This is a genomic window from Georgenia phoenicis (assembly GCF_047302425.1).
Classification (GTDB): domain Bacteria; phylum Actinomycetota; class Actinomycetes; order Actinomycetales; family Actinomycetaceae; genus Oceanitalea.
Window position 1 is genome coordinate 3417186 of the sequence record NZ_CP154855.1, and the last position, 14974, is coordinate 3432159.

The following is a 14974-nucleotide window of genomic DNA, read 5'->3' on the forward strand; positions in this document are numbered from 1 at the left end:
GTTGTCGCTTCCGGGCTAATCAGCCCTTGGTGACCTGCGGGAGCTCGACCTGGCGGTTCCAGGAGAACTCGACGTTGTCGACGGACTCGCCGTAGCCACCCACGGCGTTCTCCACCCACAGCGGGATGCCGGGCAGGTCCCGGAAGAGGATCGCCTGAGCCTCGGTGACGAGCTCGTTGGCCTGCTCGACGGACTCCGCAGCGTTGATCTGCCGCATGAGGTCGTCGAACTCGGGGTTGGCGTAGAACGCGTCGTTCGACCCGGCACCGGTGGAGAAGATCGGCGCGAGGAAGTTGACGAGCGAGGGGTAGTCCGCCTGCCAGCCGGCGCGGAACAGACCGGAGATCTGCTGGTTGTCGCGCGCGTCGAGGAACTCGGAGAACTGCGGGTAGGCCTCGAACTCGGCCTCGATGCCCAGCGTGTTGCGGATCGAGTTGGTCACCGCGTCGATCCACGCCTGGTGGTCGCCGTCGGCGTTGGAGCTGATGGTGAGGGTGCCCTCCCAGGGCTCGATGGCCTCGGCCTCGGCCCACAGCTCGGCGGCGCGCTCGGGGTCGTACTGGGCGACGTCGTTGCCGGGGATGTCGGCGGTGTAGCCCTCGATGGAGGGTGCGGTGAAGTCGACCGACGGCGTCACGGCACCGGCGAAGATCGTCTCGGCGATCTGCTCGCGGTCGATGGCCAGCGAGATGGCCTGGCGGCGCAGGAGGCCCGCCTCGCCCTGGAACTCGGGCAGGTAGGACGGCACGGACAGCGACTGGTTGAGGGCCGCGGGCTGGTTGACGGCGCGGTCACCCAGCTCCTCCTCGAAGGTCGACAGCGCGGAGGACGGCATCTCGTCCATGATGTCGAGGTTGCCGCTGATGAGGTCGTTGTACGCGGTGTCGAGGTTGTCGTAGAAGACGACGCGCACGCCGCCGTTCTGCGCGGGGGTGCCGCCGGCGTAGGACTCGTTGGGGACGAGCTCGATCTGGACGTTGTGCTCCCAGGCGCCCTCCTCGGCCAGCTTGTAGGGGCCGTTGCCGATCGGGTTCTCGCCGAAGGCCTCCGTGTCCTCGAAGGCCGACTCGGGCAGCGGGTAGAAGGCCGAGTAGCCGAGGCGCTGCGGGAAGTCGAACTCCGGCTGCGACAGGCGCACGGTGAAGGTGTGCTCGTCGACGACCTCGAGGCCGGTGAGCTCGGAGTCCTCCTCCTGGGAGAAGCCCTCGATGCTCTCGAAGAAGTAGCTGCTGTTCTGCGCGTTGCTGAGCAGGGCGCCGTAGTTCCAGGCGTCGACGAAGCTGTCGGCGGTGACCGGGGTGCCGTCGGAGAAGGTCCAGCCGTCCGCGATGGTGATCGTGAAGTTCTGGTTGTCCTCGGTCTCGATCGACTCCGCGACCTCGTTGACGACGGTGCCGTCGGTCTCGTAGCGGACCAGGCCGGCGAACAGCAGGTCGACGATGTCGCCGCCGCCCACCTCGTTGGTGGCGGTGGGGATCAGCGGGTTCTGCGGCTCGGTGCCGTTGATCGAGACGACACCGCCACCGGCGGAGGTCTCCGAGGAGGTGGCGTCGCCGTCACCCTCGCCGTCGCCGCCGGAGCAGGCGGCGAGGAGGAGCGAGGCGGCGAGAACGGCCGCGGCGGAGCGGTAGGGGCGGATCCTGGTCATGACGGTCCCCGAATCGTGGTCAGTAGGCCCGTGACTGTAGTCACGCGTGCGTTGCACGATATGACGCGGCGGGCCGGGATGGGAAATGCTGCGCCCTCAGGAGGGCCGGCGCGGGGCGAGGAGCTGCTCGCGCACCACGCGCCGCAGCACCTTGCCCAGCTGGGAGCGGGGCAGGTCCTCGAGGACGGTGACGGCGCGCGGCATCGCGTAGGCGGAGATGCGGTCCTCGGCCCAGCGGCGCACGGCGGCGAGGTCGACGCTGGCTCCCGGCTCGAGCACGAGGGCCGCGACGACCCGCTCCCCGCGCGAGCCGTCCGGGACGCCGACGACGGCGACGTCCCGCACCCCCGGCATCGAGCGCACCGCGTCCTCCACCTGGGAGGGGTAGACGTTGAAGCCGCCGGTGATGATGAGCTCCTTGCGCCGGTCGGCGAGCGTGACGAAGCCGTCCTCGCCGCGCCGCACGAGGTCGCCGGTGCGCAACCACCCGCCGTCGAGCATGACCTCGGCGGTGGCCTCGGGGTTCTCCCAGTAGCCCGCGAAGACCTGCGGGCCGCGGATGAGCAGCTCCCCGGTCTCCCCGGCGGGAACCTCGGTGTGCGGGTGCTCCGGGTCGACGACGCGGATCTCGGTGCCGGGGAAGGGCAGGCCCAGCGCCCCGGGGCGCCGGTCCGGGCCGAGCGGGTTGCCGAGCGCGACCGGCGAGGTCTCGGTCATGCCGTAGCCCTCGATGATGAGCCCGCCGGTGACCCGCTCCCAGTGGGCGGCCACCTCGGGCGGGAGCGACATCGCCCCGGAGATCGCGAAGCGCACCGCGCTGAGGTCAACACCCTTGCCCTCGGCGGCATCGGCGAGGCGCGCGAACATCGGCGGCACGCCGCCGAAGAAGGTGACCGGCCGCCGTCGCACGCCGGCGAGGACCATGTCCGGGTCGAAGCGCGGGAAGACGAGCTGGGTGGCTCCCAGGCGCACGGCGGTGGTGAGCGAGAGCGTCATCCCGAAGGCGTGGAAGAAGGGCAGCACGGCGGAGAAGACCTCCTCGCCGTAGCGCAGCTCGGAGATCCACGTCGCGTTCTGCGTGACGTTGGCGATGAGGTTGCGGTGGGTGAGGACGACGGCCTTGGGCGTGCCTGTCGTCCCGCCGGTGTGGAGGAGGACGGCGGTGTCCAGCGGTGCCGGTCCCTCGGTCGCGGCGGGCAGTACGGTCGCGCGGCCCAGCTCGCGCTCCCAGCTGAGCACGCCGGCGGGCACCGGCCCGCGCATGGCCTCGCGCTGGGCGCGCGCGGCGGGGATGGGCAGGCGCAGCAGGAGCCGTGAGCGCCGCGGGAGGGCGGCGGTGAGGTCGACGGCGAGCACCGTGCGCCCCTGCTGGTCCCCGCCGGGGCAGACCTTCTCGAGGGACTTCTCCCAGGCGACGACGACGCGGGCGCCGTGCGCCTCGAGCTGGGCGCGGACCTCGGCCGGGGAGGCGAGCGGGTTGTGCTCGGCGACGACCGCCCCCAGGCGCAGCGCCGCGTAGAAGGCGACGACGTGCTGGGGGCAGTTGGGCAGCACGAGCGCCACCCGGTCCCCCGGGCGCACGCCCGCCGCGGCGAGGACTCCCGCGGCGCGGTCGACCTGCTCGGCGAGCTCGCGGTACGTCGTCGTCGCGCCGAGGAAGTCGAGCGCCACGGTGTCGGGGACCCGCTCGGCCGCGTCGGCGAGGAGGTCCGGGACGGTCAGCTCGGGGACCGTGAAGTCGTCAGTGGCCATGAGCCCCACTTCGTTCAGCGGTGCCGCGGGATCGGCACCTACGCCACCGTAGGTTACGGCGGCGTAGGTGCGTGTGCGACCTCAGGCCTGGACGGGCAGCGCGCGGCGGTTCCCGCGGTGCGGGCGGTCCGGCGTGCCGCCGGCGGCCTTGAGGTCGGCGCGCAGGTTCTTCGGCAGCGAGAACATGATGTCCTCCGTCGCGGTGCGCACCTCCTCGACCTCGCCGTAGCCGAGCCGGCCGAGGTGGGTGATGACGTCGCGGACGAGGATCTCGGGCACCGAGGCGCCGGAGGTCAGGCCCACGGTCGTGGCGCCGTCGAACCAGGAGTCGTCGATCTCCTGGGCGCGGTCCACCCGGTAGGAGGCGCGGGCCCCGGCCTCGAGGGCGACCTCGACGAGCCGCACCGAGTTCGAGGAGTTCGCCGAGCCGACGACGATGACGACGTCGCACTCGGGGGCCATCTTCTTCACCGCGACCTGGCGGTTCTGGGTGGCGTAGCAGATGTCGTCGCTCGGCGGGTCCTGCAGCTTGGGGAAGCGCTCGCGCAGGCGGCGGACCGTCTCCATCGTCTCGTCGACCGACAGCGTGGTCTGGGAGAGCCACACGACGTTCTCGGGGTCGCGCACGACGACCTTGTCGACCTCGTCCGGGGAGTTGACGACCTGGATGTGGTCCGGCGCCTCGCCCTGGGTGCCCTCGACCTCCTCGTGGCCGTCGTGACCGATGAGGAGGATGTCCATGTCGTCGCGGGCGAAGCGCACGGCCTCCTTGTGCACCTTCGTCACGAGCGGGCACGTGGCGTCGATCGTCGCGAGGTTGCGGGCGGCCGCGGCGGCGTGCACCGCCGGGGAGACGCCGTGGGCGGAGAAGACGACCCGCTCCCCCTCGGGCACCTCGTCGGTCTCGTCGACGAAGATCGCGCCGCGGGCGGTGAGCGTCTCGACGACGTACTTGTTGTGGACGATCTCCTTGCGCACGTAGACGGGCGCGCCGTAGTGCTCGAGCGCCTTCTCGACGGCGTCGACGGCGCGGTCCACGCCCGCGCAGTAGCCGCGGGGCGCGGCGAGCAGGATGCGGCGGCCGGGGACGGCGGCGGCTCCGGGCGTGCGCGCGGGCACGGCGTCGGGGAAGGCGGACGCGCCGGCGAGGGACTGGACCTCGCGGCGGTCCGGCGCCTGGGCGCCCAGGGAAGCGTCAGAAGGCACGGTAGTCACCTTGACAGGCTACGTCGGGAGGGCGGGAACGTCTGCCCCCGGTGGCATGCTGTGAGCGATGCGACCCGACCTGCACCTCGACGAGTACCGCCCGGCCGACCGCGCCGCGCTCTACGAGATCTGCCTGCGCACCGGGAACGCCGGCACCGACGCGAGCCCGGACCACGAGGACCGCGAGCTCCTCGGACACGTCTACCTCGGCCCCTACCTCGAGCTCGAGCCGGAGCTCGCCTTCGTCGTCCGAGCCGCCGGGAGCCCCGAGCCGCTCGGCTACGTCGTCGGGACGGCGGACACCCCGGCCTTCGAGGCCGCCTGCGAGGAGCGATGGTGGCCGCCGCTGCGCACGCACTACCGCGCCCACCCGCCCCGGCCCGGCAGCGCCGACGAGCGCCTCGTCCGGGTCATCGAGGAGGGCCTTCACGCGCGGGGCGAGTGGCTCGCCGAGTACCCCGCCCACCTCCACGTCGACCTCCTCGAGCCGGCCCGCGGCGGCGGGATGGGCCGCGCGCTGCTCACCCGGCTCTTCTCGGCCCTCGCGGAGCGGGGCGTGCCGGGCGTCCACCTCGAGGTCGTGAGAGCGAACGACGGCGCGATCGCCTTCTACGGGCGGCTCGGCTTCACGGTGGTCGAGGAGCGCCCCGAGACCCTCGTCATGGTCCGCCGCCTCGCGCCCGCCGAGGTGGCCCCGTGAGCGCCGCCCCGCTGCCCGAGCGCGCGGCCCAGACCTCACCGGACCAGCCGTGGCCGCTGCGGCTGCTCTCGGCGAAGATCGCCGAGTACGTCGCCCGAATGTCCCCGGTGTGGGTCGAGGGCCAGATCGTCCAGCTCAACCGCCGGCCCGGCGCCGGGATGGCCTTCCTCACCCTGCGCGACGCCGACGTCGACATGTCGATGACGGTGAAGATCTTCGCCCGCGACCTGCCGGAGGTGGCCGAGGGCTCGCGCGTCGTCGTCCACGCGAAGCCGGACTTCTACCAGAAGAACGGCTCGCTCTCCTTGCACGCCCGCGAGCTGCGCGCCGTCGGCCTCGGTGAGCTGCTCGCGCGCATCGAGCACCTCAAGGGCGTCCTCGCGGCCGAGGGGCTCTTCGCCGCCGAGCGCAAGGTGCCGCTGCCCTTCCTGCCCGGGGTCGTGGGCCTGGTCTGCGGCCGCGAGTCCAAGGCCGAGCACGACGTCGTCGTCAACGCCCGCGCCCGCTGGCCCGGGGTGCGCTTCGAGATCCGGGAGGTCGCCGTCCAGGGGCCGGGCACGGTCGCGCAGGTGAGCCGCGCGATCGCCGAGCTCGACGCCGACCCAGCCGTCGAGGTCATCGTCGTCGCCCGCGGCGGCGGCTCGGTCGAGGACCTCCTGCCCTTCTCCAACGAGCAGCTCGTGCGGGCCGCGGCCGCGTGCCGCACCCCGCTCGTCTCCGCGATCGGCCACGAGACGGACACCCCGCTGCTCGACCTCGTCGCCGACTACCGCGCCTCCACGCCCACGGCGGCGGCCAAGCGGGTGGTCCCGGACGTCACCGAGGAGCGGCGCGGCCTGCTCGTCGCCCGCCAGCGGCTGCGCGCCTCGATGGCCGGGCGGGTGCACAGCGAGCAGGTACGCCTCGACTCTCTGCGCTCCCGGCCCGTCCTCGCCGACCCGACGACGATGGTCACCGTCCGCGCCGAGGAGGTCACCCGCCTCCTCGGTTCGCTGCGCCAGGCGACGACGGCGTGCGTGGACCGCAACGTCGCCACGCTCGAGTCGCTGCGTGGTCACCTGCGCGCGCTGTCCCCGCTCGCCACCCTCGAGCGGGGCTACGCCGTCCTGCGCACCGGCGAGGGCGCGGTGGTCCGCGACCCCGCCGACGTCGTCGCCGGGGACGTGCTCGACGCCCGGGTGGCCGGTGGCAGCCTCACGGTGCAGGTGCAGGAGGAGCGGCCGCAGCCCTGAGGCGCTGCCGCTCCCCCGCTCAGCCCGCCTCCTCCTCCGTGGCCAGCCGCGCCCGGCGAACCTCGGTGAAGGAGGTGCCGTGGTACGCGGCGAGCATGAGGTCCTTCATGTCCTCGAGCATCGGCATCCGCGGGTTGGCGGGGGCGCACTGGTCCTCGTAGGAGCGCATCGCGAGGTCGTCCAGCCCCTCGACGAAGACCCGCTCGTCGACGCCCTGCGCCGCGAAGGACGCAGGGATCCCGACCGCCTCGCGCAGCTCCTCCACCGCCCGGGCGTAGGACTCCACCCCCTCCTCCGGGGTGCGGGCCGGCAGCCCGAGCGCCTCGGCGATCTGCCGGAAGCGCTCCGGCGCCACGTAGGACTCGTACTTGGGCCAGCTCGTCAGCTTGGTCGGAACCGTCCCGTTGTACCGGACGACGTGCGGGAGCAGCGTCGCGTTGGTGCGCCCGTGGACGAGGCCGAAGGTCGAGCCGATCGTGTGCGCCATCGCGTGGACGATCCCGAGGAAGGCGTTGCCGAAGGCCATCCCGGCGATCGTGCCGGCGTTGTGCATCTTCTCCCGCGCCTCGGCCGCGCGCGGCCCGCCGTTCACCGACTCGGCGAGGTTGGCGAAGATGAGCCGGATCGCGTGCAGCGCCATCCCGTCGGTGAAGTCGTTGGCGTAGACGGACACGTAGGCCTCGGTCGCGTGGGTCAGGGCGTCGAAGCCGGAGTCCGCGGCGAGCGACGCCGGCATCTCTCCGGTGAGGGCGGGGTCGACGATCGCGACGCTCGGGGTGAGCGCGTAGTCGGCGAGCGGGTACTTCACGCCGGTCCGCGGGTCGGTGATGACGGCGAAGGGCGTCACCTCCGCGCCGGTTCCCGACGTCGTCGGGATGCACACGAGCCTGGCCCTCTCCCCGAGGGCCGGGAACTTGAAGGCCCGCTTGCGGACGTCGAAGAACTTCTCGCGGATGTCGGTGAAGACGACGTCGGGGTGCTCGTACTGCAGCCACATGACCTTGGCGGCGTCCATCGGTGAGCCGCCACCGAGCGCGATGATCGTGTCGGGCCCGAACTCGCGCATCGCGGCGGCGCCCCGCTCGACGGTGGTGATCGAGGGCTCGGGCTCGACGTCGTCGATGACCTGGAGGGCCACCTTCCCGGGCCGGCGGGCGAGGACGTCGAGGACCTTGTCGACGAAGCCGAGACGGGTCATCGTCGCGTCGGTGACGACCGTGACCCGGTGGACGCCGGGCATGTCCTCGAGGTAACGGATCGCGTTGGCCTCGAAGTACGTCTTGGCGGGCACCTTGAACCACTGGAGGTTGTTGTTGCGCCGGCCGATCCGCTTGATGTTGAGCAGGTTGGCCGCCGAGACGTTCCCCGAGACGGAGTTGGCGCCGTAGCTGCCGCAGCCGAGCGTGAGGGAGGGCAGGAAGGAGTTGTAGATGTTGCCGATCCCGCCGAGGGACGCCGGGGAGTTCCAGATGACGCGCACGGCCTTGACCCGGGAGCCGAACTCCTCGACGGTGGCCGGGTCCTCGGTGTGGACGGCGGCGCTGTGGCCGAGGCCGTCGAGCTCGACCATCTGCTCGGCGAGCGCCATGCCGTGCTCCCGGTCCGCCGCGCGGAGCACCGCGAGCACGGGGCAGAGCTTCTCGCGGGTGAGCGGCTCGTGCGGGCCGACACCGCTGACCTCGACGAGGATGACGGACGTCTCGGCCGGCACGGTGAAGCCGGCCTGCTCCGCGATCCACTGCGGGCTGCGGCCGACGACGGCGGCGTTGAGCCGCGCGCCCGAGCAGGCCGCGTCTCCGGCCTCCTCCCCGAAGATGAAGCGCTCGAGCAGCGCCTTCTCGGCCGGAGTCACCCGGTAGGCGTGGAGGCGGGCGAACTCTGCGAGCGCGTCGTCGTAGACGGCGTCGTCGATGATGACGGCCTGCTCGGAGGCGCACACCATGCCGTTGTCGAAGGCCTTGGACAGGACGACGTCGTTGACCGCCCGGGGCAGCTTGGCGCTCGCCTCGATCCACGCCGGGACGTTGCCCGCCCCCACACCGAGGGCGGGTTTCCCGCAGGAGTAGGCGGCCTTGACCATCGCGTTGCCGCCCGTCGCGAGGATCATCGCCACGCCCGGATGGTGCATGAGCTCGCGGGTGGCCTCGACCGAGGGCTCGGTCACCCACTGGATGCAGTGCTTCGGCGCCCCGGCGGCCACCGCGGCGTCGCGCACCACCCGGGCTGCGGCCACGGAGGACTCCTGGGCGGAGGGGTGGAAGGCGAAGATGATGGGGTTGCGGGTCTTGAGCGTGATGAGCGCCTTGAAGATCGCCGTCGAGGTCGGGTTGGTCACCGGGGTGATCCCGGCGACGACGCCCACAGGCTCGGCGATCTCGACGATCCCGTTGAGCTCGTCGCGCCGGACGACGCCGACCGTCCGCATCCCCGACATCGAGTTCGTCACGTGCTCGCAGGCGAAGATGTTCTTCACCGCCTTGTCCTCGAACACGCCGCGGCCGGTCTCGGTCACCGCGAGGCGCGCGAGGACGCCGTGCTGGTTGAGGGCCGCCACCGACGCCTTCTTGACGATGCGGTCGACGTCCTCCTGGGTGAAGGACTCGTAGGCGGCCGCGGCCTGCGCCGCGTTGGCCACGAGCCGGTCGATCTGCCGGGTGCTACTCGTGCCGGTCTGTGCTGCGGGGGTCGTCGTGTCGATGCTCACCGTGGGCTCCATGGTCTGGGACTCGTGTGCTGACCGGGTCCCCGTCGACCCAGTACCCACGCTAGGGACCGGACTGTGGTCCAGACCACGGGCCATGGTCCCGACTTCCGCCGGCTCTGCCAGACTTGGACGCCATGAGCACCCCCGACGTCGCGTCCCTCAGCTACGAGCAGGCCCGGGAGGAGCTGCAGACCGTCGTGCAGCGCCTCGAGACCGGCGCCGCCACGCTCGAGGAGTCGATGCGGCTGTGGGAGCGCGGCGAGGCGCTGGCGGCCCGCTGCCAGGAGTGGCTCGACGGCGCCCGCGAGCGCCTGGCCAAGGCCCAGCAGGCGACGGAGGAGGGGAAGTGAGCGCCCCGCTGCTCGTCCTCGGAGAGAGCCTCATCGACATCGTCGACCGCGCCGGCGCGGAGCCGGTGGAGCACGTGGGCGGCAGCCCGGCGAACGTCGCGGTCGGCCTGGCCCGGCTCGGGCACGCGGTCGAGCTCGGCACCTGGTTCGGGCGGGACGAGCGCGGGGAGCGGGTCCGGGCCCACCTCGAGCGCGACGGCGTGCACCTCGTCCCCGGGTCCGACGGCGCCGCGCGGACCTCGACCGCCCTCGCGCGTCTGGACGACGGCGGCGCCGCGGACTACGAGTTCGACATCAGCTGCGACCTCCCCGACCTCGACGGCCGCGCCCCGCGGCTGGTGCACACCGGCTCGATCAGCGCCGTCCTCGAGCCGGCGGCCACCCGCACCGCCCGCCTGCTCGACGCCGTCGCCGCCACGGCCACCGTCACCTACGACCCCAACGCGCGCCCGGCGATCATGGGCTCGGCGGCCGAGGCCCGGGAGCGGGTCGAGGCGCTCGTCGCGCGCGCCGACGTCGTCAAGGTCTCCGACGAGGACGTCGCGTGGCTCGCGCCCGACGAGCCCGTCGCCGAGGTCGCCCGGGCGTGGCTGGCCCTGGGGCCCGCCGTCGTCGTCGTGACGCGGGGCGGGGAGGGTGCGGAGGCCTACGCGGGCGACGGCCTGACGGTGAGCGTCCCGGCGCCGCGGACCACCGTCGTCGACACCGTGGGTGCCGGCGACTCCTTCATGGGCGGCATCATCGACGGCCTGGTCCGCGCGGACCTCGTGGGCGCCGAGCGGCGCGAGCAGCTGCGCGCCGTCGACGCCGCGACGCTGCGCGGGGTCCTCGAGCGGGCCGCAGCCGTCGCCGCCGTCACCGTCTCCCGCGCCGGTGCCAACCCGCCCACCGCCGCCGAGCTCGCCTGACGCGCGCTCGCCTTCCTCTCGCGTCGAGAGCGGAGTTGTTCCGCCGGAACAACTCCGCTCTCGACGAGGGAAGGGGCGCGAGGCCGGGGTCAGATGACGGGTGGGCCGTCCTCGAGGACCTCGGTGACGAGCGCAGCGATCGCCGAGCGCTCGGAGCGCGTGAGCGTCACGTGCGCGAACAGCGGGTTGCCCTTGAGCATCTCGACCACCGCCGCGACGCCGTCGTGCCGGCCCACCCGCAGGTTGTCGCGCTGGGCGACGTCGTGGGTGAGGACCACCTTGGAGTTCTGCCCGATGCGCGACAGCACCGTGAGCAGGACGTTGCGCTCGAGGGACTGCGCCTCGTCGACGACGACGTACGCGTCGTGCAGCGAGCGGCCGCGGATGTGGGTGAGCGGCAGCACCTCGAGCATGCCGCGGGCGAGCACCTCGTCCAGGACGTTGCGGTCCACCAGCGCGCCGAGGGTGTCGAAGACCGCCTCGGCCCATGGCCCCATCTTCTCGGCCTCCGTGCCCGGCAGGTAGCCGAGCTCCTGGCCGCCGACGGCGTACAGCGGCCGGAACACGACGACCTTGCGGTGCTCGCGCCGCTCGAGGACCGCCTCGAGGCCCGCGCACAGCGCGAGCGCCGACTTGCCGGTGCCCGCGCGGCCGCCCAGGGAGACGATGCCGACGTCCGGGTCGGTGAGGAGGTCGATCGCCACCCGCTGCTCGGCGCTGCGGCCGTGGACGCCGAAGACCTCCCGGTCCCCGCGCACGAGCCGCAGGCGCCCGTCGGGCGTCACCCGCCCGAGCGCGGAGCCGCGGCCGGAGTGGAGGACCACGCCCGTGTGGCACAGCTCGCCGGTGAGGTGGCCGGCCATGGTGAGCCCGGCGATCTCGAGCTCCTCCTCCCCCCACAGGGTGGCCATCTCCTCGTCGCTGAGGTTCGCCGTCGTCATCCCCGTCCAGCCGGAGGAGACGACCTGCTGGGCGCGGTACTCCTCGGCGGGGATGCCGAGGGCGGAGGCCTTGACCCGCATCGGCAGGTCCTTGGAGACGACGGCGACCTCGTGCCCCTCGGCGGCGAGGTTGGCGGCGACGGACAGGATCCGGGTGTCGTTGTCGCCCAGGCGCAGGCCGGAGGGCAGCACCTCGGGGTCGGAGTGGTTGAGCTCGACGCGCAGGGTGCCGCCGGCGGTCCCGACGGGCACGGGGGTGTCGAGGCGGCCGTGGCGCACGCGCAGGTCGTCGAGCAGGCGCAGCGCGGTCCGGGCGAAGTACCCCAGCTCGGGGTGGTGGCGCTTGCCCTCGAGCTCGGTGACGACGACGACCGGGAGCACGACGTCGTGCTCCGCGAAACGCCCGATCGCGTGCGGGTCGGAGAGGAGGACGGAGGTGTCGAGGACGTAGGTGAGGCGCTGGGCGACGGTGCTCTCGGCCAGCTGGGCCTGCTCGAGGTCGGCGAGCGGGTCCGGGTGGGTCAGGGTCATGGGTGTCCCTCCGGCGCACCGGCGGCGGCCGTGCCGGGCGCGGTGAGTAGGGCGAGTGGCCTGCCGGCGGGGCCGGCGGCCCCTGCTGACGCATCCATCGGTGGGCCTCCCGGAGGGCAGCGGGTGTGCCGCCCGTCACAGCTGACGCTAGGCCCGTGAGCTCCCGTCCGGGCCCGCGACACTCCCACGGGCGGCAGAAGTTCACCCGGAGTTCACCCGACGGCGCGTGGCTATCGGCCGAGGCGGCGCTCGCGCTGGGCGTAGTCGCGCAGGCCGCGGAGGAAGTCCACGCGCCGGAAGTCGGGCCAGTAGGCCTCGCAGAAGTAGTACTCGCTGTGGACGCTCTGCCACAGGAGGAAGCCGCCCAGCCGCTGCTCGCCGGAGGTGCGGATGACGAGGTCCGGGTCCGGCTGGCCCTTGGTGTAGAGGTGCTCGGCGATGCTCTCGACGCTCAGCGCCTCGGCCGCCTCCTCCAGGCTCAGCCCCTGCGCGGCGTAGGAGCGGAGCAGGGAGCGCACGGCCGCGGTGATCTCGTAGCGCCCGCCGTAGCCGACGGCGACGTTGACGTGCATGCCGGTGACGTGGGCGGTGCGCTCGACGGCCTGCGCCAGCCGCTCGGCGACGGGCGGCGGGAGCAGCTCCAGGGCCCCGACGACGCGCAGCCGCCACCGGCCGGAGTCGGCGAGCGTGTCGACGGCGGAGGCGATGATCTCGAGCAGCTCGGCGACCTCGTCGGCGTCGCGCTGGAGGTTGTCGGTCGAGAGCATCCACAGGGTGACGATCTGCACCCCGGCGTCCTCCGACCAGCCGAGGACCTCGGTGATCTTGTCCGCACCCCTGCGGTGCCCGTGGGAGGCGGGGTTGCCCAGGGCGCGGGCCCAGCGGCGGTTGCCGTCGAGGATCACCCCGACGTGCCGCGGGGTGGCGGACCGGTCGAGGCGGCGGGTGAGACGGCGCTCGTACAGTCCGTACAGCAGGCGGTGGGGCCGCATGTCCTGGGGCACTCCTGACGACGGGGTGGGACGACGGGCCTCAGGCTACTCCGCCGGTGCGCGCCGCACGCTCGCCCGGTCCGTTACGCTGGCGTAAGTTACGGCAGCGTAGGTTGTCGCTCCGCTCCCGGAAGGAGGTGCCGGTTGGCACCCACGCCCGACCGTCCCGTTCGTCGCGCCGCCGAGGAGATCGGCGACGCCGCCGAGTCCCTCGCCGAGGCCGTCAAGCCGCGGCTGCGCGGCTGGATCCACGCCGGCACGGCGCCGCTCGCGCTCGTCGCGAGCATCGTCCTCGTCGTCCTCGCCCCCGCGGGCGCCCCTCGGGTCTCGACGGCGGTCTTCGGGGCCAGCGCCGTCCTCCTCTTCGGCACGAGCGCCGTCTACCACCGCGGGACGTGGTCGCCGCGCGCCGCGGCGGTGCTGCGGCGCCTGGACCACTCGAACATCTTCCTGCTCATCGCCGGTACCTACACGCCGCTGGCGGCGCTGCTCCTGCCGCGCAGCACCGCGACCGTCCTGCTCACGGTCGTGTGGGTGGGCGCCGTCACGGGCATCCTCATGCGGGTGCTGTGGCTCGGCGCCCCGCGCTGGCTCTACGTGCCGATCTACGTCGCGCTCGGCTGGGTGGCCGTGTGGTTCCTGCCCGACTTCGGCCGGGCCGGCAGCCCGACGATCATGTGGCTCGTCATCGTCGGCGGCGCCTGCTACACCCTCGGCGCGGTGGTCTACGGCACCAAGCGGCCCAACCCCAGCCCGCGCTGGTTCGGCTTCCACGAGATCTTCCACGTCGGCACGGTCGGTGGCTACTGGTGCCACTACGCGGCCGTCGCGCTCGCCGTCGCCGCGGTCTGAGTCAGCGGCCGGGACCGTCCCCCGCGGCGGCGTCGTCCTCGGCCCGCTCCGCCTCCTGCCGGCGCTGCCCCTCGAAGTCGACCCTGCGCACGTGCCGGGTCAGCGAGCGGAACAGCAGCCAGCCGGCCAGGGCGAGCACGATGAAGGCGATGAAGCCCGCGATGCCCGGCGTGACGGTGTAGATCGTCATCTCCGGGTCGGGTGCGGGCGGGGTGGGCGCCGGCGTCTGCGCGAGCAGCAGCGCGGCCAGGGAGGCGGTCACGCGCTCAGCCTACGCAGCTCGGCGAAGAGGTCGTCCTCGGGCAGCTCGACCGGCACGCGCGACTCGGCGAGCTCGAACTGCTCCACCGGCCACACCTCCCGCTCGATGTCCCGCGGCACCTCGAAGAAGAAGCCGTCGGGGTCGATCTGCGTGGCGTGCGCCCGCAGCGCCTCGTCACGGCGGTCGAAGTAGTCCTCGCAGCGCACCCGGGTGGTCACGGTGCGCTGGGGGCGGGTGGCCGCCCGCTCGAGCCAGTCCTCGAAGGGCGAGACGAGCCCGCGTTCGTGCATGGCGTCGGAGATGGCCTGGATCCGGTCGAGGGAGAAGCCGACGTCGTAGTAGAGCTTGGAGACCTCCCACGCCGGGCCCGCGTCCGGGAACTGCTCGGGGTCGGCGGCGGCGTGGAAGGCCGCGACCGAGATCTCGTGGGTGCGGATGTGGTCGGGGTGGGGGTAGCCGCCCTCCTCGTTGTACGTCGTCATGACGTGCGGGCGGAAGGTGCGGATCTCCCGGACGAGCGCCTCGACCGGCACCTCGAGCGGCTCGAGCGCGAAGCACCCCTCGGGCAGCGGCGGCAGCGGGTCGCCCTCGGGCAGGCCGGAGTCGACGAAGCCGAGCCACACGTGCTCGATCCCCAGCGCCTCGGCCGCCGCCGCCATCTCCCGACGGCGGTAGGCGGGCATGTCCTCGAGGATCGTCTGGTCGTGGGCGAGCTTGGGGTTGAGGATGTCGCCGCGCTCACCGCCGGTGCACGTCACCACCCGCACCCGGTGGCCCTCGGCCACGTACCGCGCCATCGTCGCGGCACCCTTGCTCGACTCGTCGTCGGGGTGCGCGTGCACCGCCATGAGCCGCAGCTGCTCGCTCACTCTGTTCCTCCTGATCGCTGGCCGGCA

Annotated in this window: 13 protein-coding genes; 5 read left to right on the top strand and 8 right to left on the bottom strand. The window is 73.0% G+C overall.

Annotated elements, in window-relative coordinates:
• Positions 1–19: 19 nt before the first annotated feature.
• From AA0005_RS16105 to AA0005_RS16115, 3 genes are all read right to left on the bottom strand, one after another.
• A complete protein-coding gene (locus AA0005_RS16105) occupies positions 20–1648 on the bottom strand; it encodes a peptide ABC transporter substrate-binding protein (RefSeq protein ID WP_413451144.1) in 1629 nt (542 codons plus the stop codon).
• Between the two features lie 96 nt (positions 1649–1744).
• Positions 1745–3400: an AMP-binding protein gene (locus AA0005_RS16110; protein WP_413451145.1), complete on the bottom strand. Its 1656-nt coding sequence runs from the start codon at positions 3398–3400 to the stop codon at positions 1745–1747.
• Between the two features lie 81 nt (positions 3401–3481).
• Complete coding sequence (locus AA0005_RS16115) at positions 3482–4519, bottom strand: 4-hydroxy-3-methylbut-2-enyl diphosphate reductase (protein WP_413453112.1); 1038 nt, start codon at positions 4517–4519, stop codon at positions 3482–3484.
• Between the two features lie 592 nt (positions 4520–5111).
• Here AA0005_RS16115 and AA0005_RS16120 point away from each other — a divergent pair.
• Entirely contained in the window at positions 5112–5306 is a 195-nt protein-coding gene (locus AA0005_RS16120; RefSeq protein WP_413453113.1) for a GNAT family N-acetyltransferase, read from the top strand.
• Positions 5303–6538 (top strand): exodeoxyribonuclease VII large subunit, encoded by a 1236-nt coding sequence (gene xseA, locus AA0005_RS16125; RefSeq protein WP_413451146.1) that lies wholly within the window; start codon positions 5303–5305, stop codon positions 6536–6538. Before AA0005_RS16120 ends, xseA begins: the two co-directional genes overlap by 4 nt.
• A gap of 19 nt (positions 6539–6557) precedes the next feature.
• Here xseA and adhE read toward each other — a convergent pair whose 3' ends face one another.
• Positions 6558–9254: a bifunctional acetaldehyde-CoA/alcohol dehydrogenase gene (gene adhE, locus AA0005_RS16130; protein ID WP_413451147.1), complete on the bottom strand. Its 2697-nt coding sequence runs from the start codon at positions 9252–9254 to the stop codon at positions 6558–6560.
• Positions 9255–9376: 122 nt separating this feature from the next.
• Between adhE and AA0005_RS16135 the strand changes: the two genes are divergently transcribed.
• Together AA0005_RS16135 and AA0005_RS16140 are read left to right on the top strand one after the other, a co-directional pair.
• A complete protein-coding gene (locus AA0005_RS16135; protein WP_413451148.1) occupies positions 9377–9592 on the top strand; it encodes an exodeoxyribonuclease VII small subunit in 216 nt (71 codons plus the stop codon).
• The gene (locus AA0005_RS16140; RefSeq protein ID WP_413451149.1) at positions 9589–10500 is read left to right on the top strand and encodes a carbohydrate kinase family protein; all 912 of its coding nucleotides are present in this window, start codon (positions 9589–9591) and stop codon (positions 10498–10500) included. Before AA0005_RS16135 ends, AA0005_RS16140 begins: the two co-directional genes overlap by 4 nt.
• Before the next feature lie 89 nt (positions 10501–10589).
• Here the strand turns inward: AA0005_RS16140 and AA0005_RS16145 are convergent, their stop codons facing one another.
• Together AA0005_RS16145 and AA0005_RS16150 are read right to left on the bottom strand one after the other, a co-directional pair.
• Positions 10590–11972 (bottom strand): PhoH family protein, encoded by a 1383-nt coding sequence (locus AA0005_RS16145; protein WP_413451150.1) that lies wholly within the window; start codon positions 11970–11972, stop codon positions 10590–10592.
• A gap of 230 nt (positions 11973–12202) precedes the next feature.
• Positions 12203–12964, bottom strand: coding sequence for an isoprenyl transferase (locus AA0005_RS16150; RefSeq protein ID WP_413451151.1), 762 nt, complete (start codon positions 12962–12964; stop codon positions 12203–12205).
• Between the two features lie 144 nt (positions 12965–13108).
• On the opposite strand from AA0005_RS16150, the gene trhA reads away from it, so the two are divergent.
• The gene (gene trhA / locus AA0005_RS16155; RefSeq protein ID WP_413451152.1) at positions 13109–13816 is read left to right on the top strand and encodes a PAQR family membrane homeostasis protein TrhA; all 708 of its coding nucleotides are present in this window, start codon (positions 13109–13111) and stop codon (positions 13814–13816) included.
• A 1-nt stretch (position 13817) separates the two neighbouring features.
• On the opposite strand, the gene AA0005_RS16160 is transcribed toward trhA, so the two are convergent.
• Both AA0005_RS16160 and mca read right to left on the bottom strand, forming a co-directional pair.
• Positions 13818–14078, bottom strand: a complete 261-nt coding sequence (locus tag AA0005_RS16160; RefSeq protein ID WP_413451153.1) for a hypothetical protein — start codon at positions 14076–14078, stop codon at positions 13818–13820.
• Positions 14075–14947, bottom strand: coding sequence for a mycothiol conjugate amidase Mca (mca, locus tag AA0005_RS16165; RefSeq protein ID WP_413451154.1), 873 nt, complete (start codon positions 14945–14947; stop codon positions 14075–14077). The genes AA0005_RS16160 and mca overlap by 4 nt, the downstream gene beginning before the upstream one ends.
• Positions 14948–14974: the final 27 nt, after the last annotated feature.